This is a genomic window from Pseudomonas graminis, assembly GCF_900111735.1.
Lineage (GTDB): Bacteria > Pseudomonadota > Gammaproteobacteria > Pseudomonadales > Pseudomonadaceae > Aquipseudomonas > Aquipseudomonas graminis.
Genome location: NZ_FOHW01000027.1, coordinates 1 through 19,747 on the forward strand (window position 1 = coordinate 1; position 19,747 = coordinate 19,747).

Consider the following 19,747-nt stretch of genomic DNA (forward strand, 5'->3'; position numbering starts at 1 on the left):
GGCCATTTCAGGCACCATCAATCTTGGATGCACGCGCTGCTGTTAGTGGGACCGGCTTTAGCCGGGAAGGGGCCATTTCAGGCGCCACTTCTTCCCAAGGCTAAACACTTGATCGTTCCCCACGCTCTGCGTGGGAATGCAGCCCGGGACGCTCTGCGTCATCCCGGGTCAAGGGGCATTCACTTCCCGGGCGTCAGTGTCAGGCGCTGCTTGCCGTAGGCTTTTTCGAAGTTTTCCGGTTGCATCGGCACGGACATGTACAGGCCTTTCATCCAGGGTTCGATGCCGTTGGCGTTGTATGGGCTGGCGGGGTTGCCGGATTGGCCGGCGGCGTTTTGCGCCATCATCGGTTCTTGTTGGGCGAAGTCGACGATGATGCGCATGGCCGGGACGACGGCGGCGTTGAAGTCCTGGCCCCAGTGGAAGTTCGATGCGTTGAGGGTGGTGTGGTCGCCGCCGGTGGCGATCGGGCCTTTGAGCACGCTTGCCTTGTTGCCGCTCAGTGCTGCGGTAAGTTGGGCGCTTTGGGCGGTCCAGGTAATCGGGTGCAGTTTGCCCCACTGCCAGGCTTTGTGATCGGGGCCGAGTTGGGCTTCACCGACGCTGATTGCAGCGGCGAGGCTGCGGGCGAGGATGGCGGGTTTGTCTTCTTTCTGCGGCGTTTTCACGTCGTCCCAATACGGACTGTCTTCGCGGCCCAGCAGGTGATCCGCCTGGGGCGAGTAGGACAAGTCCGCGCCTTGCACCAGCGCTTTCCAGGCAGGACTGGTCTCCGGGCCCAGTTCGTCAAGGAAGGTCTGACGCGCACTTTCCTGCAGGAACAGTTCGTAAATCGCCGCATCAGCCGAACCTGGCGACAACCGGCCGTCGAACGCCATCAGGCGGCCCAAGGCTTCGCGGGCTTTTTCGCGGTCTGGCGCTGGCAGGGCGTCGATGGCTTGCTTGAGCGGCGCAGACATGCCCGGCGCGGAGAACATTTTCTTCAGTTTGGCGGCGAAGGTCGTGGTCTGGTCGTATTGCATGGCGACGGTGCTGCGGGTGTCCTGTTTGCCGGCGCTGGCCAGTTCGGCGATGCGCTCGGCACGCTCCGGGTAGTCCCAGGAATTGGACAGCTGCATGCCATAGCCTTTCGGGACCGTGCGCTGGTTGGCGGTGGCGATCCAGCCTTGCTGCGAATCCTGATCGTACGGATGCAGCATCGCGTCAGCATAGCCGTCCCAGTCGAATCGGCCGTCCCAGCCCGGCGACGGAATCAGGCCGAGCCCGTCACGGCGGTTCGGGTATTTGCCGGTGACCTGCCAGCCGGTGTTCGAGGCATCGGCGAACACCATGTTCAAGGTGATGGCGCGGATTTCCCGTGTGGTGTCAAAGGCGCGCTGCACGTTTTGCGCGCGGGTCAGGTCGAAAAGGGCGTCGAGGGTTTTGTCATCTTTGGCGTCCGGCGTCTGCAAGGCGATGCCCAGGCCACTGGCCAGCTGCGCCGAACTTGCGTTGAGCAGCGGGCCGTGGCGTGTTTCGTAGGCGGGCTCGCGCACCGGGCTCTGGCCTTTGACGAAGTAGGTTTCCTCATGGGCGCCTGCCGCGACCCATTTGCCGTCGGCCATCACCATCAGGCGGTTGTTTTCGCGCTTGAGCTTCTCCAGGAACAGGTCCTGGTTGTCGCCCATTGCCGGCCCCATGCCCCAGGCCAGTTTGCCGTTGAAGCCGGACAAGACCAGCGGCAATCCCGCAACGGTCGCGCCTGCGGCCTGGTATTTCGGCGAGCGGATCTGCACGAAATTCCACATCGACGGCAAGGTCGGCGCCAGCTGGCTGTCAGTGGCCAGCAGACTTTTGCCAGCGCGCGCGCGTTGCGGTGAGATCACCCAGTTATTCGACGCCGAAACGCCCAGCAGGTTGAGGTCGGAAAGCTGCAGCGCCGCTTTGTCCAGGTCGCTCAGGCCCGGCAGTTGGCTGCCCAGGTTCAGGCCTTTGAGCTTGTCGGCTTCAGCGAAGGGCAGCGCTTCGTCGGGATAGGTCGGCAGCAGCCAGGCCAGTTTTTCCGCACCGACTTTCTGCGCCAGCACCAGCGAGGAAATCTCCTCCTGCAGGTTCACCGACAGGCTGAAATTGAGCAGGCTGAAGATCAGCGCCGAGTCCTCCGGCTTCCAGTATTCAGGTTTGTAACCTGAATCGGCGAGGTCAGCCGGCAGCTTGTCGCGATAGCGGAACAGGTAGGCGTTGACGCCGCGCGCGTACACCTCGAAGAAGCGTTTCAGGCGCGGCGATGAGGCCGCGTACAGCTGGCCTGCGGTCTGTTTGAGGTTGGCGGCGCGCATCATGCGGTCGAGATCGAGGGCGCCCGGCCCCGCGATTTCCGACAGCCGGCCCTGAGCAAGCAGGCGCATTTGCATCATTTGCGTAACGCGATCGCTGGCGTGGACATAGCCGAGGGTGAACAGCGCGTCATGGAACGTGCTGCTCTCAATCAGTGGCATGCCCAGATTGTTGCGGCGAATCGAGACGTTCTGTGCCAGCCCTTTAATGGCAAACACCCCGCTGGCAGGCGGCAGGCTGTCGCGGTCTTCACCGCCCAGCTGGCAACCGGCCAGGCTCAAGAGCCCGATCATGGCAGCGGCCGCGCTCATGCGCGTCTTCAAAGTCGAAAGGGCTGGCGAGGCCATGATGTAGCTCCTGCGGGGGTGGGCGTAGAAAAGGCGCTACGTTAGAGAGCAGGCGGGCGTCACGCAAGCAGGGGGAGGGAGTTTATTTTCGGGTTTCAGAGGGGATATCAGCGCGTCCCCCCTGAACCCTGTCGAGCCTGGGATTACTGCTTCGGCGGATTGATCTTGTCGACCAGCGCGTAGGCCCGCTTCACTGCATCGCGATTGCCCACAGCGTCAAACCAGCGCTTGAGGTGCGGGAAGTCATCCAGGTTCTGCTTCTGAAACGTATGCGGCACGATCCATGGGTAGATCGCCATGTCTGCGATGCCGTAGTCCTCGCCCGCAACAAAGGTGCGATCAGCCAGACGCTCATTCAATACGCCGTACAAGCGCGCGGTTTCGTCGACGTAACGCTTGATCGCGTAGGGAATCTTCTCTTCGGCGAACCGGTTGAAATGGTGATTCTGACCGGCCATCGGGCCCAGGCCACCCATCTGCCAGAACAGCCACTGCAGGGTTTCCTGGCGGCCGCGCAGGTCTGTCGCCATGAACCGGCCGGTCTTCTCGGCCAGGTACAGCAAGATCGCGCCGGACTCGAACAGGCTCAGCGGTTGGCCGCCGTCAGCAGGTTCGTGGTCGACGATGGCCGGAATCTTGTTGTTGGGGGAGATCTTCAGAAAATCGGATTCGAACTGCTCGTTCGCGCCGATGTTGACCGGAAATATCTTGTACGGCAGGCCCGCTTCTTCGAGGAAGATCGAGACTTTGTGGCCGTTGGGGGTGGTCCAGTAATGCAGGTCGATCATTGCGCGCTCCAGGTGAAGTCATCACGAGTGCCGTTAAGACTGCACTTGTTTTACGCCTTCGGACGTCCCTCGCACAAATGAAAACGGCCTGAAGATTCAGACCGTAGAACGTGCTCGGGCGATTATGCGCCGTGGCATTTCTTGAATTTTTTCTCGCTGCCGCAGGGGCAAGGATCGTTGCGACCAACGTCCTTGAGCGTGTTGCGTACCGGCTCTTGAGGCGCGTGGCCGCAATGGGGGCCGTGCACGTGGCCGTGGTCATGAGGGTGATCGTGATGGTCGTGATCGTGGTCACAATCAGGACCGTGCACGTGGGCTTGCTGGTTCATGGGGTCACTCCGGAATCAAATCGCCGGGGATTATGTCGCCATTACGCCCGATGCGCACGCTGTGTCCGAATAAAAATCCGGTTTTGAGTTTGCCTTCCAACCGGTAATGCACCGGCTGATTGGCTTTGCCGAGCACCTTGGAGATGTCCTTTAGGTGTTCCCACAGATTGGTGCGGATCGGCACGGAAAAGTTTTTGTGGCTGTTGGCTTTGACGATGAACCAGTCGCTGTAGACGCCTTCGCTGAGCAACATATCGTTGAGCAGGATTTTATAGCGCAGGCCCCGGACCAACAGGCTGGAATCGTTGGGGTTATCGACCCTGAAGCGCAGCTTGAAATCCTGGCGCAGCAGCTTCGCCTTGACCACTTCAACTTTCAGCAGCTTGACGTCGGGGTCTTCGAAGCCGCCGGTTATCCAGGTCGAGCAGCCCGACAGCGCGAGGAGCGCGAAGAGACCTGCGATTCTGAGGACGTGTGCTGCAAACTTCATGGGTCGCTCCCTTTATGCACGGTCTGACCGCCACTTCACGTGACTCGCCGTTCGCCACAGCCTGCGCCATACTCGCGCCATGTGTCGAAGGAGTATTGACCATGCAGCGCTACGAAATCGTATTTTCCGGCCAACTGGTGCCCGGCGCGCAGCCGGATCTGGTCAAGGCCAACCTGGCAAAGCTGTTTCAGGCGGACGCTCAGCGGATCGCTTTGCTGTTCTCCGGCCGTCGCCTGGTGCTGAAGAACAACCTTGATGACGCGGCTGCCGAAAAGTACCGTTCGACCCTCGAACGCGCCGGTGCCATGGCCCAGGTCGTGTCGATGGTGCAGGTCGCGGAGGCGCCGGGTCTGGTCGAGGTGGAAGAAGTTGAACTGGCGCCGCCGCCGGACGAGCCGACTTGGACGCGCAAGGCTTCAAGCCTGACCCCGCCGCCCAACGACGCCACCCCGACGCGGAAAGCCAGCGTCAAACCGCGCGATGTGTACATGGCTGCATTTGTGGACGTCGAGGCGCCTGACTTCACGCTCTCCGAACCGGGCCAGGACGTGCAGGATCCGAAGATGCCGGCGCGTGCGCCGCAGCTTGACCTGTCCGGCTTGAGCCTGGCACCGGCTGGCGCTGATCTGGGTCAGGACAAGCCGCTTGAGCAGGTGCTGGTGCCGGACGTTTCCCACATCAGACTGGTCTGAGGACTGCCTGTGTCTGAGTGGTGACCCGCGTTACTGTTATGAAGGTCAGGAGAGATAAGCCGAACAGCACTTCTTGAATTTCTGCTGACTGCCGCAGGGGCAGGCGTCGTTACGACCGGCTTTGATCGACACCGTCGGGTCGATGAAATACCAGCGTCCGTCATGCTGCACAAACGCCGAGCGCTCGCGATGACAATGCTCCCCGTCGGCATCGTGCCAGCGGGCGGTGAAGGTCACGAATGCATGTTCAGGCTGGCCGCCGATCAACTCGGCGCCTTCGACTTCAAGGCCCAGCCAGGTGCTTTGTGCGCTCCACTGGCTGATCGCATCACGATCCAGCCCGTCTTTCTGTGCCGGCAATGTGGTGTCCAGCAAATAATCCACCAACCCCAGCACATAAGCGCTGTAGCGCGAACGCATCAGCGCTTCGGCGCACGGCGCGGGCTGACCGGCGTGATAGCGACCGCAGCAACCGTCGAGAAGATTGCCGCTGCCGCAAGGGCATATTGCGCTGCTCATGATGCGTCTCTCACCACCAATACTTGCCGTAATTCTCAGGATTGGCCCAGAACCTGGCGTTCAGCCAGTCCGGCACCTGTTTGTATTCGCGCAGATCGTAGGTGAACAGCGTAAGCACTTGTTCATCCCGGGAAAACCGTTCACTGGCCTGGAGTGCCAGCGAATAGAAATCGGTGGACTGCCAGGCGCAGGCATCGAGATCGGCCAGCACGGCGATCCGGCTGGCATTGAGGTTGCGGATACCGCCCAACAACTCCAGCCCCGTACGCTTGGGTATGTGCTCCAGGCAGTCCACCACCAGCGCCAGATCGAAGCGCTGACCTGCCAGGTCTGCGGGCAAAAGACCGGGCGTCGCCTTGGCCAGTTCAGTCTGCGGATGCGCCTCTTGAAAGGCCTGCAATGCCGGAAAAGTCTCGGCGCCAACCAGTAGCAGACGTTTCGGCGCATGGAGGTCGAGCAGGGCGGCGAGGGCCTGTTGCGGCGTGCGGCTGGAGAAGCGATCGGTCATTGGAGTTCCTCGGTCAGGCGGGCAAGGTTATCGTGCTGAACTTCGATGGCCTAGTGCTTGAACGCTTTGATTTCGTGATATGACGAAGCGTACGGAGTAAAAGCAAGGCTATTCGCCACAGATGAGTCCGAATTGTGCGGTGAAACACCGTAAACCCCTGAAATCAGGGTGGCGAACGGCCCCACTCGCGTCTTTACTGCATTCCAGTCGGTTTTAGCCGATACCAAAGGAGAAGAAACGTATGAGCATGATTCGGACAGCGTTACCTCTGATTCTGGTTACCAGTGTATTGACGGGTTGTGCGGGCTTGCAAAAGACCGACTGGCCTCTCTGTGCGGCCGGTGGCGCACTGAGCGGCGCAGCGATCGGCGCCTTCCAGTCTGCCTCGGTTGCGGCAGGCTTCGGTGCTGCGGTAGGCGTGATGGCCGGCGCGTATTGCTGGGTCCATGGGGATGGCGATGATGACGGCGACGGCGTCCTCAACAGCAGGGACAAATGCCCGGACACGCCGAAAGGCACCCCGGTCGATGCGACCGGTTGCCCGATCGTGACACCAGCCCCTGAACCGATGGCCGCGCCGGTGGTGCTGCCGAAAGAAGAAATCATCACCATTCGTGATGTGCACTTCGAGTTCAACAAAGCCACGCTGACACCGGGTGACAAACAGCAACTGGACATGGTCGCGACCAAACTCAAAACCGAAGCCCCGAACGTGCAACTTCACGTCAGCGGCCACACTGACAGCGTGGGCAGCGATGCCTACAACCAGAAACTGTCGCAAAAACGTGCGCAATCGGTGACCGACTACCTCGTCAGCGCCGGCATCCCGCGCGCCTCGTTCGCGTCCGTCGAAGGCGACGGCGAAGCCCGCCCGGTGGCCGACAACAAAACCGCCGACGGCCGATCGCTGAACCGTCGGGTCGAGATCAAAATCAACCGTTAAGACAAGGTTGAAGCGTTAAAGGAAGCCCCGGTTTGAAAGCCGGGGTTTTTTTATTCCTGGCATTCAGCTTCCTATTCAAGAAAACCATTGTCCAGACCGGCCCCTTCCCGGCTAAAGCCGGTCCCACTAAAAACGCGTGTGCATTCAGTGGGACCGGCTTCAGCCGGGAAGCTGTTGCTCTGCTTTTGATCTTCAAACACAAAAATTTCAGTCACCGCCAAACGCGACTTGGGTGCAGGCTGAACGGAGGTCTCGCGCAGTGGGTCGAGCCGCATGGATGCGGCGAGAGCGCCGTCAGGACATGGATGTCCGTTCGGCGCGGGCCCACGGAGCGAGACCGGAGTGAAGGTATTCCGACGAAGGAGGAACCCAACCGGGAGCAAAGCGTTTTTGGTTACTTTTGGGGCGCTTTTGCCAAAAGTGACCCGCCGTAAGGGCGGAACCCTAATCCCGGCAAACACAAATAACGGATATTCACCGAATCCATGCCTGTGAACGCGAGCAACTTTTGAAACCTGCCTCTGGCATAGTCCCCCGCCTCCCCGTACTGTGCGCAAACCGTTTTCACCGCACAAAACCAAAAACAGCAGAGGCACCACATGAGTGTGATTTGGGGAACAGGGAAAGTACTGACAACAGCATTCTGGCTACTGGTAATCACCAGCCTGACCATCGCCATGCCGCATCCCTTCGACCTACTGTTCAAACTGGCAGGCGGCCTCTTGCTGCTCACCCACCTCATCGAACTGATCAGCTACAACGCCAGCCTGCGCGGCCGCCCCCATCCCTGGCGCGATCGCCTCAAAATTCTGCTCTTCGGCCTATTTCACCTGAACACATTCAAACGCCCACTGGCGGAGGTACACCATGCGTAACGCGATGCTGATGACGGCAGGCCTGCTGTCCGCCCTGACCAGCCCCTGGATCATGGCCCAGACCATCTCCGTCGAAACCCACTCGCTCATGCGCCTGCCCTCCAAAACCAGCGTATTGCAACTGGACCGACTCGAAGTCGCCGACTACGGCACCCTCCTGATCCCGGCCGGGCTCACCGAAGTCAAAGTCGGTCAACTCATCATGGGCCACGAATCGCGCATCGCCATCGTCCCGAGCGCCGAGCCGTTCAGCCTGCAAGTCAAACAGGGCGACCTCGGCAGCGGCGCCGAAATCACCGCGCGGGGCGCTCCGGGCACTTTCGAAAAAGCACCAACCCCAGGCCGCAACCTCAACCTGCGGATCGAACAACTCAACGCTGACCAACTCTTCGTCGACGCCCGCGGCGGCGCAGGCTCGCCCGGTTACGTCGGCCTCGACGGCGGCAACGGCATCGATCCGGGCTGCACCTGGGGTTCCGCCAGTCGCGGGATCGACGGCGACAATGGCGGCAACGGCCGTGACGGCGCGCCGGGTGCGATCGTTCGTCTCGAGCTGCCGGCGACTTTCGGCAATGAACGCATCAAGGTCAACGTTCAGGGCGGCGCCGGCGGGATTGGCGGCGACGGTGGCCGCGGCGGCAAAGGCGGCGCGTCCAAGGGCTGCGTGGTGTATCGCGCTGACGGCGCCAAGTCCGGCAAGAACGGCGAAAAGGGTCAGTCCGGTGCAGTAGGGCCAACGGGCGCTATCGTGGTTCGCAACTTATAAGTGTTGTGGGAGTGAGCCTGCTCAAGAAGACGGTATCCAAACCACTAAATGACTGGCGGGTTAACCCGCCTTTCGGCAGCAGGCTCTTCCCACGCATCAGAACATTGGCCTGACGGCAGCGATCGCCACCACGGCCACCCCCACCACCAGATTGATCCCCACCAGACGCCGAATGCCGGCCATCGCGGCCGCTCCATCCGACCATTGCTCGGCAAGCACAGCCTTGCGCAGCTGCGGCAGGTTCAGCGTCGAAACGCGCAGAAACAACGCCACCATCACCACATACAGCCCCATCATTACCTGAACATAACGGGGCGCGGTCTGAAAGCCGCTGAAGTTGACGTTGATCATGCCGATCCCGGTCACCGGCAGCATGATCACGGCGCACCAGACCCACACGAAGAAACGCGGCAATACTTGCAGCCACAGCTTCAGCCGGGCCGGGCCCTCCAGAGCGGCAATGACCGCTGGTCGAAGAATCATCCACGCGAAAAACATCCCTCCTACCCACACAATCGCTGCCAGCACATGCAAGGCGTAGACAAAGGCTACAGGTGACATCGAGAACTCCGATCTGCGCAGAAAGAATTAGCGCGGTATGATAGCCGCCCGCTGCGACTACTGAAGATATATCCAGCGGTTTTCGTGTTTTCATTCAGCACCCGTGACGCCGAGCCAACGACCCAGCCCATGATCAGCACCGAACTCAAATCCCAGATTCAGGGCGCCTACTCGCGTTTCCTCGAAGCCAAGAGCCTCAAGCCTCGTTACGGCCAGCGCCTGATGATCGCTGAAGTGGCGAAGGTACTGGGCGACGTCGACACCGACGAAGAAGGCCGCCGTTCGGGTGATCCCGCCGTGGTTGCGGTCGAGGCGGGGACCGGCACCGGTAAAACCGTGGCCTACGCCATTGCAGCCATTCCGACCGCCAAGGCTGCGGGCAAGCGCCTGGTCATCGCCACCGCGACGGTCGCCCTGCAGGAGCAGATCGTCTACAAAGACCTGCCCGACCTGATGCGCAACAGCGGCTTGAACTTCACGTTCGCGCTGGCCAAAGGCCGTGGCCGCTACATGTGCCTGTCCAAACTCGACATGCTGCTGCAGGAAGGCGACGCCCAGAGCGCGACCGCACAGCTGTTCGAGGAAGAAGGCTTCAAGATCGAAGTGGACGAGGCCAGTCAGAAGCTCTTTACCACCATGATCGAAAAGCTCGCCGGCAACAAATGGGACGGCGACCGCGACAGCTGGCCCCAGGAACTGGCCGACCAGGACTGGGCGCGCCTGACCACCGATCACAGTCAGTGCACCAACCGCCATTGCCCGAACTTCCAGCAGTGCGCCTTTTATAAAGCTCGCGAGGGCATGGGCAAAGTCGACGTCATCGTCACCAACCACGACATGGTCCTCGCTGACCTCGCGCTGGGTGGCGGTGCGGTCCTGCCCGATCCCCGTGACACCCTGTACGTGTTCGACGAAGGCCATCACCTGCCAGACAAGGCGATCGGCCACTTCGCCCATTTCAGTCGCCTGCGCTCCACCGCCGACTGGCTTGAGCAAACCGCCAAGAACCTCACCAAATTGCTCGCCCAGCACCCGCTGCCGGGCGACCTGGGCAAGCTGATCGAGCAGGTGCCCGAGCTGGCCCGCGAGATCAAGACCCAGCAGCAGTTCATGTTCACGGCCTGCGAGCAGCTTGCCGACTTCAAGCAAGGCGAAGACATGGAAGGCCGCGAGCGTCCGCGCCATCGCTTCGTCGGCGGTGTGGTCCCCGAACACATGCGCGAAATGGGCATCGAGCTGAAAAAAGGCTTCGCCCGCCTCGACGACCTGTTCACGCGCCTGACCGAACTGCTTAAAGAAGGCATGGACGGCGAGGTCAACATCGGCATCGCCAGCCATCAGGCGGAAGAGTGGTATCCGCTGTTCGGCAGCTTGCTGGCACGGGCCCATGGCAACTGGGAATTGTGGACCGCCTTCACCGCCGAAGACCCGGAAAACAGCCCGCCCATGGCGCGCTGGCTGACCCTGGCCGACAGCGGCTCGCTGTTCGACATCGAGGTCAACGCCAGCCCGATCCTGGCCGCCGAAATGCTGCGCCGCAACCTCTGGAACGTCGCCTACGGCGCGCTGGTGACCTCGGCCACCCTGACCGCGCTGGGCAAGTTCGACCGTTTCCGCATGCGCGCCGGCCTGCCGAAAGACGCCGTCACCGCCGTGGTGCCGAGTCCGTTTCACCATGCCGACGCCGGCGTCTTGCGCGTGCCGGACCTCAAAGCCGACCCTCGCAACGCCGCCGAACATACGGCCGCCATCATCCGTGAACTGCCAAATCTGGTCGAAGGCTCCAAAGGCACACTGGTGCTGTTCTCGTCGCGCAAACAGATGCAGGAAGTGTTCGACGGGCTGGAGCGGGACTGGCGCAAGCGAGTGTTCATCCAGGGCAATCTGTCCAAACAGGAAACCCTCAACAAGCACAAGGCGCGGGTCGACGGTGGCGATGAAAGCGTGCTGTTCGGGTTGGCGAGCTTCGCTGAAGGGGTCGACCTGCCGGGCGCCTACTGCGAGCACGTAGTGATCGCCAAGATTCCCTTCGCCGTGCCGGATGATCCGGTCGAAGCCGCTCTGGCCGAATGGATCGAAGCGCGAGGCGGCAATCCGTTCATGGAAATCGCCGTTCCCGACGCCTCGCTGCGCCTGATCCAGGCCTGCGGTCGTCTGCTGCGTACTGAACAGGATCGCGGCATCATCACGCTGCTGGATCGCCGGGTCGTGACCCAACGCTATGGCAAAGCCATCCTCAACGCACTGCCGCCATTCCGGCGCGAAATTTCCTGACCCCGTGTTGCAAATGAAACACGGTTGACCGGGTCTTAAACTCGGTCCGCCCGGATGCGCGCGCCCCCTGTCGTGCTCCGGGCCTCAGACGATCAAGGAGCTTCAGAACACATGATTCGCCGTTCACTGCCCGCCATCTTCGCCACGCTGTGCGCCGGCGTGGCCCACGCCGCGCCCGACGTACAGCAGACGCTGTTCAATTTCGTCCGGCCCGCCGACGTGGTGAAGGTCACGACCCAGGACGCCGGGTTTCCCCAGGCCAACGCTGAACAGACGGCTGAAGGCGAAGTGCTGCGCCGGGTGGTTTTCAACCCGGTCGCCAAACCCAGCCTGCGACTGACCCCGCAGACCGGCGTCTGGGACTGGAGTAACGACAGCGCCATGACCTTGCGCCTTCAGAGCGCGATGGACTGGGCATTGACGGTGTACGTGCAGATCGAAAGCCGCGACGGCAAAATCCTCACCAGCCGTATCGACCTGCCGGCTGGCCCGGCGCAAACCCTGGTGCTGCCGCTCAAGGCCAGTTCGCCGCTGAGCCAGGGCATGCGCGCCGGCCCGCCGATGCCTTGGGTTTACGAGGGGCAGCGCGTGTTGCTGGCCAACACCGAAGGTGACCTGAACAGCGCGGAGGTTTCATCGGTCACCGTGTCGATGTCTCAACCCAACGTTGCGCAGTCCGTTTTGATCGAAAAGTTCGGCGTGCAGGAGGGCGATGGACTGCAAACCGCTGCCTACAGCAGCCTCGTCGACGGCTACGGTCAGTTCACCCGGGGCAAGTGGCCGGAGAAGGTCACCAGCGACGACCAGCTCAGGACGCTGGCGGGCAAGGAGCAGCAACAGCTGCAAACCTGGCTGAAAGACCGTCCTGCCCACGATAAATACGGCGGCTTGCTCAACGGACCGGCGTTCGAAGCGAAGGGCTTTTTCCGCACCGAGAAGCGCGACGAGCGCTGGTACCTGGTGACGCCCGAAGGCCACCCTTTTTACTCACTGGGGGTAAACGCCGTCTCCGCTGACGACAGCCAGACCTACGTCGAAGGCCGCGAAGCCATGTTCACCGGCCTGCCTGGCAGCGACGATCCGCTCGCCGCGTTCTATGGCAAGGGCGATGACAACCGCGAGACGGGCGCCAACCGCAACCGGCAGTTCGATCAGGGCCGCTGGTTTGACTTCTATGGTGCAAACCTGCAACGCACTTATGGCGTGCCGAAGTGCGTGGAAATCTCAAAGCCTGTTGATCCGGCTGACGACGAAGACGAAACGCCAGCCAGCACTTCAGCCACCACACCAGCAACGACCGCGTCCGCTGCCGATGGCTCTAACGGGCAGACCGCGCCAGCGCCTCAGCCCGAAAAAGCCGCCGCGCCTGCACCTGTCATTGAATGCAAGCCGGTAATTGTGGACCGCAAACGCTGGGTTGATCACACCCTGCAACGCTTGCAGGCGTGGGGCTTCACCACCGTCGGCAACTGGAGCGAGTCCGCGCTGGAAAACCTCGAAAGCAGCAAAAAGGAACGCGTGCCCTACACGCTGCCGCTTTCCATCGTTGGCGACTACGTGAGCATCAGCACGGGACTTGATTGGTGGGGCGGCATGCCGGATCCTTTCGATCCGCGCTTCGCCATGGCCACCGAGCGGGCCGTCGCCATCGCAGCGCGCGACCATCGCGACGACCCGTACCTGATCGGCTATTTCGCCGATAACGAATTGGCCTGGGCTGCGCCGGGCAACGATCCGAAGGATCGCTACGCATTGGCTTACGGCACCCTGAAGTTGACCACCGATGTACCGGCCAAGCGCGCGTTTCTCAAGCAGTTGCGCGACAAGTACCGCAACGAAGAGGGTTTGTCCAAAGCGTGGGGTATTCACCTGGCAGCGTGGGAGTTGATGGAAGACCCGGGCTTCGAGCCGCCGCTGCCGAGTGCAGAGCACCCGGAGATCGAAAACGACTTCAGGTATTTCCAGCGTGTGTTCGCCGAGACCTATTTCAAAACCATTTCTGACGCGCTCAAGTGGCATGCGCCGAACCATTTGCTGCTGGGCGGGCGCTTTGGGGTCACCAGCCCTGAGGCGGTCGAAGCCTGCGCCAAGTTCTGCGATGTGCTGAGCTTCAATTTCTATACGCTCAAACCGCAGGATGGCGTGGACTTCGCGAAACTGCGCGTGCTCGACAAGCCTGTGCTGGTCAGTGAGTTTCACTTTGGCTCCCGTGATCGCGGGCCGTTCTGGGGCGGGGTGATTGAAGTGCCGCGTGAAGAAGATCGCGGCCCGGCGTATGCCAATTTCCTGAAAAGCGCGTTGGCCGAGCCTTCTATCGTCGGCGTGCACTGGTTCCAGTACCTGGACCAGCCTGTCACCGGCCGATTGCTGGACGGTGAAAACGGCCATCTCGGACTGGTGGGCATCACCGACGTGCCGTACCAGGGCTTCGTCGAAGCGGTGCGCAAGGCCAATGCACAGATCGTGGATGTGATCGGCAAGCGCCCTTAACCGGGCGGTTCCCAAAGCGTTCAATCGCTGGAACAATGTTCGCCATTTTTCAGCCCGACCGGAGAGCCAGACCGTGCAGATTCAAGGCCATTTCGAGCTTCAGTTTGAGGCCGTACGCGAGGCATTTGCCGCGCTGTTCGACGACCCGCAGGAGCGTGGCGCTGCGCTGTGCGTGCAGATCGGCGGGGAGACGGTGCTGGATCTGTGGGCGGGCACGGCAGACAAGGATGGCGGCGAGGTCTGGCACAGCGACACCATCGCCAATCTCTTCTCCTGCACCAAGACCTTTACTGCAGTAACCGCCTTGCAATTGGTGGGCGAGGGCAAGCTGAATCTGGATGAGCCCATCGCCCGTCTCTGGCCCGAGTTCGCTGCCAACGGCAAACAGTTCATCACGCTGCGCCAGTTGCTCTGCCATCAGGCCGGGCTCCCGGCGATCCGTGAAATATTGCCGGCCGAAGCGCTTTACGACTGGCAGGCCATGACCAGCGTATTGGCTGCCGAGGAACCCTGGTGGACGCCGGGGCAGGGCCACGGCTATGCCGCCATCACCTACGGCTGGCTGGTGGGCGAGATGATTCGTCGTGCCGACGGGCGCGGTCCGGGTGAATCCATCGCTGCGCGTATTTCGCGGCCGTTGGGCCTGGATTTCCATGTCGGTCTGGCCGATGAAGAGTTTCATCGTGTTGCCCACATCGCCAGGGGCAAGGGCAATGCAGGGGATGAGTCCGCGCAGCGCCTGTTGCAGACCACGATGCGCGAGCCTGCTTCCATGACGGCGAGGGCGTTCACCAACCCTCCGTCGATCATGACCAGCACCAACAAGCCGGAATGGCGGCGCATGCAGCAACCTGCCGCCAATGGCCATGGCAACGCACGCAGTCTGGCCGGTTTTTACAGCGGCTTGCTCGATGGCAGCCTGCTGGACGGCGACCTGCTCAACGAACTGACCCGTGAGCACAGCATCGGCCAGGACAAGACGCTGCTCACCCAGACCCGCTTCGGTCTGGGCTGCATGCTCGATCAACCCGCGGTGCCCAACGCGACGTTCGGGCTGGGTGCCAAGTCATTTGGCCACCCCGGCGCAGGCGGCTCGGTCGGTTTTGCCGATCCCGAGCGCGATGTGGCGTTCGGGTTTGTGACAAATACCCTCGGTCCCTACGTGCTGATGGATCCGCGCGCTCAGCGTCTGGTGCGTGTGTTTGGTGAGTGTTTGCAATAACTATCGCTGTTAAGTGCTTGTTCTACCGACTGTCAGTTAAATCTGCATAACGCAGCCGTAGGGCGGTTTCTTTTTCCAAAACGGTGTTCATGCGTGTTATATGAGCGCTGCGTCGTTCATTTTCTGATCAATTATTCATGTGGGTCACCCATGTCAGCTAACAAAAGTCTCGCATTCGCCATTTGCCTCGCCGTCACCGGCTGCGCGCAAACTCCTCAGGATCAGTCGGCCAGCAATGACCACTGGTGGTCGTTCGGTTCAGGCAAGGGCGCCGATGCCGCTCCTGCAGCCCCAGCCCCGGCGCCAAGCCCGGCGGCTGCGCAAGTCGCGAAAGCCCAGACCGAAACCGGTACGCGCTGGTACTGGCCGTTCGGCTCTGACCACGGCGAAGCCGAGAAGAAACCGGAAGTAGCCGCCACTCAACCGGCTGCAGCTCCGCCCGTTGCCCAGGCCGGCGACGCCAACAAGTGGTGGTGGCCGTTCGGTGCAACCGACGCCAAGAAAGATGCCGCGCCGGCTGTTGCCAAGGTCGATCCGAAGGTGACCCAGGCCTGGCTGGATCTGAACGAGCCGAAAGTCCGCGAAGCCATCAAGGACAGCCAGTTCCAGCTTGAGCGCCGTGACGACATCCTCGTGGTGACGGCTCCGGTCGACAGCACCTTCAATCCGAAGCGTCCGGAAATGCTCCTGCCGACCAATCTGGGCCCTATCAGCCGCATGGCCAAGATCGTTGAAGTCGACCCTCGCGCCGCCGTGCTGGTGTTGGGCCACAGCGATGTCGCCACCGATGCCGATCTCAAGATCAGCCAGCAACGCGCACAGTCGGTCGCGGCGATTTTCCGCCTCAGCGGCCTGCAGCGTAACCGTCTGAGCCTGCGTGGCATGGGCGCCGATATGCCCCGTGCAGCCAGCGATAGCGTGCCGGGTCGCGCACTTAACCGTCGTGTGGAAATCATCCTGACGCCGCAAGACACAATGGTCGCCCAGATGGCCAAGTACAACTTGCCACCAGCGCCAACCCTGCTGGCCGTGCAAACGGCCAACGCGCCGGCTCCGGCACCGGTTGCTGCGCCGACCAAGGCTGCTGCGCCCGTCAAATCGGCCGCACCGGTCAAGAAAGCCGCTGCTACAAAGGCGTCCGCAGCCAAAGCGCCTGCGGCCAAAAAAGCACCTGTGAAGAAAGCTGCGCCGGCGAAAGCCAAGGCAGCGCCTGCGAAAGCTGCGGCCAAAAAACCTGCTCCGGATGCTCAAGCCGGCAACTGAGGTTAAGATCGGGATTCTGTTAACGGATCTCGATTAAGGAAGGCAGTGATGAGCCAGCGTCTGGCCGATATGCGTCGTAACTATGCCCGCGAAGGGCTGACCGAAGCCCAGGCTCCGGAAGAACCCTTCGCACTGTTTCATCGCTGGTTCAACGAAGCGGTCGAAACCGAGCAAGCGCCGGTCGAGGCCAACGCCATGACGCTGGCGACCGTCGACGCCGGCGGCCGTCCGCACTGCCGGGTCCTGCTGCTCAAAGGTCTGGACGCTCAGGGTTTTACGTTCTTTTCGAACTATGAGAGCGCCAAAGGTCAGCAGCTGGACGCCCGACCTTTCGCTGCCATGACCTTTTTCTGGCCTGCGCTGGAACGTCAGGTGCGCATCGAAGGCCGCGTGACCAGGGTCAGTCACCAAGAATCCGACGCTTATTTTCAGGTACGTCCTCTCGGCAGCCGCCTGGGTGCCTGGGCGTCGCCGCAAAGCCGGGTGATCGCTGACCGCGAAGAGCTCGAAGGCTTGCTCAAGGACACCGAGGCGCGGTTTATGGACACCCAGCCTGACTGTCCCGATCACTGGGGCGGTTATCGTCTGGTGCCGGATCGCATCGAATTCTGGCAGGGTCGTCCAAGCCGTCTGCATGACCGCCTGAACTATCGTCTGGTTGAAGATCAGTGGCAGCGCGAGCGTCTCGCGCCCTGAGTGCGGGTCTTCGGACTGCCGGTCTTTCAACCCCAAGGTCTCTGTCACACTTTTCTTTGAATCAATCCCCGGCGCCGTCGTCCACTGAAGTAGACGTCGGCGGGTTGCTGTATTACGCCTGAATAAACGTAAATTATCGGTACAGGGCAGTGACATCGATTGGTGTCGCAGAGTCTAATGGCTACCTGTTCCTATGGAGATAACTGTTATGCGCAAGTCTGTTCTGTTGGTTGCTTCGTTCACCGCCATGGCGCTGACGCTGGGCGGCTGTACTTCAAGCCTCACCGGCGACTCGTACTCGCGCGACGAAGCTCGTCAGGTGCAGACCGTACGCCTGGGTACTATCGAATCGCTGCGGCCGGTGAAGATTGAAGGCACCAAGACCCCGATCGGCGCAGGTGCCGGTGCTATCGTCGGTGGCGTGGGTGGCAGCGCCATCGGTGGCGGTCGCGGCAGCATCGTGACGGCCGTGATCGGTGCGGTCGCCGGTGGTCTGTTGGGTTCGGCAGCGGAAGGCGGCCTGACCCGCGCTCAAGGTGTCGAGATCACCGTGCGTGAAGACGACGGCACCATGCGCGCTTACGTGCAGGAAGTTCAGGAAAACGAAATCTTCCGTGTGGGTGAACGCGTTCGCATCATGACCGTTAACGGCACCAGTCGCGTCAGCCACTAAACCGCGCTGGATGTCCTGAAGCTCGGTGTAAAAGCCCGCTTGCGAAAACGCCCCGATCATTCGGGGCGTTTTGCATTTCAGCACGCTGTTTCAGCACAGACTTTGACGTGTAGCGGCTTATCCAGTGATACCCAACATGCTGCGAGCCAGGCCTTCGGCGATGCGAATGCCATCGACACCGGCCGACAGGATGCCGCCGGCATAGCCCGCGCCTTCCCCCGCCGGGAACAGACCTTTGACGTTCAGGCTCTGCATGTCTTCGCCACGGGTGATGCGCAGGGGCGAGGAAGTGCGCGTTTCGATGCCGGTGAGGATCGCGTCGTGCTGCGAAAATCCTCTGATCTGCTTCTCGAACGCGGGCAGCGCCTCACGAATGGCTTCGATGGCAAAGGCGGGCAATGCGTCGGCGAGGTCGGTCAGCTTCACGCCCGGCTTGTAGGAAGGTTCGACGCTGCCCAGTGCCGTTGAGGCTTTGCCTGCGATGAAATCACCCACCAGTTGGGCCGGGGCTTCGTAGTTTTCGCCGCCCATGATGTAGGCGTGGGATTCCAGACGCTCCTGCAATTCGATGCCTGCCAGCGGGCTGCCTGGATAATCCTGCTCGGGTGTGATGCCCACGACAATGCCGGAGTTGGCGTTGCGCTCGTTACGTGAGTACTGGCTCATGCCGTTGGTGACGACACGGTTGGGCTCAGAGGTCGCCGCCACCACGGTGCCACCGGGGCACATGCAGAAGCTGTACACCGAACGGCCATTTTTGGCGTGGTGCACCAGCTTGTAATCGGCAGCGCCAAGCTTCGGGTGACCGGCGTACTTGCCCAGTCGGGCTCGGTCGATCAAGCCTTGCGGGTGCTCGATGCGAAAGCCGACCGAAAACGGCTTGGCTTCCATGAACACGCCGCGCCCGTGGAGCATGCGGAACGTGTCGCGCGCGCTGTGGCCCAGCGCCAGAATGACGTGCCGCGAGTCGATGCGCTCGCCGCTGTCGAGCACGACGCCCTGCATCTGGCCGTCTTCGATCAGCACATCGGTGACGCGTTGCTGGAAGCGCACTTCGCCGCCCAGCGCTTCGATCTGATGACGCATGTTCTCGACCACGCCGGTCAGGCGGAAAGTACCGATGTGCGGTTTGCTGACGTAGAGAATCTCTTCCGGCGCGCCAGCTTTGACGAACTCGTGCAAGACCTTGCGGCCGATGAATTTCGGGTCTTTGATCTGGCTGTAAAGCTTGCCGTCGGAAAACGTCCCCGCGCCGCCCTCGCCGAACTGCACGTTGGACTCAGGTTTGAGCACATTCTTGCGCCACAGGCCCCAGGTGTCCTTGGTGCGCTGACGGACTTCGGTACCGCGCTCCAGAATGATCGGTTTGAAGCCCATTTGCGCCAGCAATAGACCCGCGAAAATCCCGCACGGGCCGAAGCCCACCACCAGCGGGCGCTCGCTCAGATCGGCAGGGGCGTGGCCCACCACCTTGTAACTCACGTCCGGGGCCGGGCCGATGTGTTTGTCGTGGCTCAGGCGCTGAAGCAGGGCGGCTTCGTCGCGCACCTGGAAGTCGACGGTGTAAATGAACTGCAGTTCGGTGGATTTCTTGCGCGCATCGTAGCTGCGCTTGAACAGGGTGAAATCCAGAAGCTCGTCGCTGCCGATGGCCAGACGTTGCAGAAGTGCGGGGCGCAGTTCGTCGTCCGCGTGGTCCAGCGGCAGTTTGAATTCGGTGATTCGTAACATTGAAAGATCCGGTTTCGGGCCGCAGGATCGGCCCGGCAGCACTACAAGAGCGCGCGATTATAAGCCAGATTGGGCGTGATGCGGTGGTCGCAGCGTACAGCGCAGGTGTGTAGGAGCGCGCTTGCCCGCGATCTGGCGCGAAGCGACAGCAAACCGGTGCACTCGGTGTGTCAGGAGAAGCCGGGGCGTCAGGTTTCGCGACTGCTGCGCAGCCGATCGCGGGCAAGCGCGCTCCTACAGTGGATTTTCGTTGGCCGGGAGTTC

At 61.6% G+C, this 19,747-nt stretch carries 18 protein-coding genes; 10 read left to right on the forward strand and 8 right to left on the reverse strand.

The genetic code is table 11. From position 1 onward, the window contains the following. Positions 1-179: 179 nt before the first annotated feature. The 4 genes from BMY98_RS18615 to BMY98_RS18630 all read right to left on the reverse strand — a co-directional run bounded on the left by BMY98_RS18615 (position 180) and on the right by BMY98_RS18630 (position 4,270). The gene (locus BMY98_RS18615) at positions 180-2,663 is read right to left on the reverse strand and encodes a penicillin acylase family protein (protein WP_074891610.1); all 2,484 of its coding nucleotides are present in this window, start codon (positions 2,661-2,663) and stop codon (positions 180-182) included. A gap of 143 nt (positions 2,664-2,806) precedes the next feature. Further along, complete coding sequence (locus BMY98_RS18620) at positions 2,807-3,451, reverse strand: glutathione binding-like protein (RefSeq protein ID WP_074891612.1); 645 nt, start codon at positions 3,449-3,451, stop codon at positions 2,807-2,809. Positions 3,452-3,573: 122 nt separating this feature from the next. Continuing rightward, positions 3,574-3,780: an SEC-C metal-binding domain-containing protein gene (locus BMY98_RS18625; protein WP_074891614.1), complete on the reverse strand. Its 207-nt coding sequence runs from the start codon at positions 3,778-3,780 to the stop codon at positions 3,574-3,576. Between the two features lie 4 nt (positions 3,781-3,784). After that, complete coding sequence (locus tag BMY98_RS18630) at positions 3,785-4,270, reverse strand: LEA/WHy family protein (RefSeq protein ID WP_074891616.1); 486 nt, start codon at positions 4,268-4,270, stop codon at positions 3,785-3,787. A 101-nt stretch (positions 4,271-4,371) separates the two neighbouring features. On the opposite strand from BMY98_RS18630, the gene BMY98_RS18635 reads away from it, so the two are divergent. Continuing rightward, entirely contained in the window at positions 4,372-4,962 is a 591-nt protein-coding gene (locus BMY98_RS18635; protein WP_074891617.1) for a hypothetical protein, read from the forward strand. Between the two features lie 45 nt (positions 4,963-5,007). Here BMY98_RS18635 and BMY98_RS18640 read toward each other — a convergent pair whose 3' ends face one another. After that, positions 5,008-5,481, reverse strand: coding sequence for a YchJ family protein (locus BMY98_RS18640; protein ID WP_074891619.1), 474 nt, complete (start codon positions 5,479-5,481; stop codon positions 5,008-5,010). A 10-nt stretch (positions 5,482-5,491) separates the two neighbouring features. Continuing rightward, positions 5,492-5,989, reverse strand: a complete 498-nt coding sequence (locus BMY98_RS18645) for a DUF6231 family protein (protein WP_074891621.1) — start codon at positions 5,987-5,989, stop codon at positions 5,492-5,494. 241 nt (positions 5,990-6,230) lie between these two features. On the opposite strand from BMY98_RS18645, the gene BMY98_RS18650 reads away from it, so the two are divergent. The 3 genes from BMY98_RS18650 (at position 6,231) to BMY98_RS18665 (ending at position 8,573) form a co-directional block, all read left to right on the forward strand. Continuing rightward, positions 6,231-6,932, forward strand: a complete 702-nt coding sequence (locus tag BMY98_RS18650) for a PA1041 family peptidoglycan-binding anchor lipoprotein (protein ID WP_074891623.1) — start codon at positions 6,231-6,233, stop codon at positions 6,930-6,932. A gap of 599 nt (positions 6,933-7,531) precedes the next feature. Continuing rightward, complete coding sequence (locus tag BMY98_RS18660) at positions 7,532-7,807, forward strand: DUF1145 domain-containing protein (RefSeq protein ID WP_074891627.1); 276 nt, start codon at positions 7,532-7,534, stop codon at positions 7,805-7,807. Next, the gene (locus BMY98_RS18665; RefSeq protein ID WP_108120584.1) at positions 7,800-8,573 is read left to right on the forward strand and encodes a hypothetical protein; all 774 of its coding nucleotides are present in this window, start codon (positions 7,800-7,802) and stop codon (positions 8,571-8,573) included. The genes BMY98_RS18660 and BMY98_RS18665 overlap by 8 nt, the downstream gene beginning before the upstream one ends. 96 nt (positions 8,574-8,669) lie before the next feature. Here the strand turns inward: BMY98_RS18665 and BMY98_RS18670 are convergent, their stop codons facing one another. Beyond that, positions 8,670-9,134 (reverse strand): CopD family protein, encoded by a 465-nt coding sequence (locus tag BMY98_RS18670; RefSeq protein ID WP_074891629.1) that lies wholly within the window; start codon positions 9,132-9,134, stop codon positions 8,670-8,672. Positions 9,135-9,263: 129 nt separating this feature from the next. Here BMY98_RS18670 and dinG point away from each other — a divergent pair, with 129 nt between their 5' ends. From dinG to BMY98_RS18700, 6 genes are all read left to right on the forward strand, one after another. Next, on the forward strand, positions 9,264-11,408 hold the full coding sequence (dinG, locus tag BMY98_RS18675; protein WP_065992603.1) for an ATP-dependent DNA helicase DinG: 2,145 nt from the start codon (positions 9,264-9,266) through the stop codon (positions 11,406-11,408). A 111-nt stretch (positions 11,409-11,519) separates the two neighbouring features. Further along, positions 11,520-13,898, forward strand: a complete 2,379-nt coding sequence (locus BMY98_RS18680) for a beta-galactosidase (protein WP_074891631.1) — start codon at positions 11,520-11,522, stop codon at positions 13,896-13,898. A gap of 73 nt (positions 13,899-13,971) precedes the next feature. After that, positions 13,972-15,120 carry a serine hydrolase domain-containing protein gene (locus BMY98_RS18685; RefSeq protein ID WP_074891633.1) on the forward strand — a complete coding sequence of 383 codons (1,149 nt, stop codon included), beginning with the start codon at positions 13,972-13,974 and terminating at the stop codon, positions 15,118-15,120. A gap of 150 nt (positions 15,121-15,270) precedes the next feature. Continuing rightward, a complete protein-coding gene (locus BMY98_RS18690; protein WP_074891635.1) occupies positions 15,271-16,383 on the forward strand; it encodes an OmpA family protein in 1,113 nt (370 codons plus the stop codon). 48 nt (positions 16,384-16,431) lie between these two features. Beyond that, entirely contained in the window at positions 16,432-17,079 is a 648-nt protein-coding gene (gene pdxH / locus BMY98_RS18695) for a pyridoxamine 5'-phosphate oxidase (RefSeq protein WP_074891637.1), read from the forward strand. A 208-nt stretch (positions 17,080-17,287) separates the two neighbouring features. Then, complete coding sequence (locus BMY98_RS18700; protein ID WP_037012225.1) at positions 17,288-17,752, forward strand: outer membrane lipoprotein; 465 nt, start codon at positions 17,288-17,290, stop codon at positions 17,750-17,752. A gap of 117 nt (positions 17,753-17,869) precedes the next feature. Here BMY98_RS18700 and BMY98_RS18705 read toward each other — a convergent pair whose 3' ends face one another. Next, complete coding sequence (locus BMY98_RS18705; RefSeq protein ID WP_074891639.1) at positions 17,870-19,483, reverse strand: NAD(P)/FAD-dependent oxidoreductase; 1,614 nt, start codon at positions 19,481-19,483, stop codon at positions 17,870-17,872. Positions 19,484-19,747: the final 264 nt, after the last annotated feature.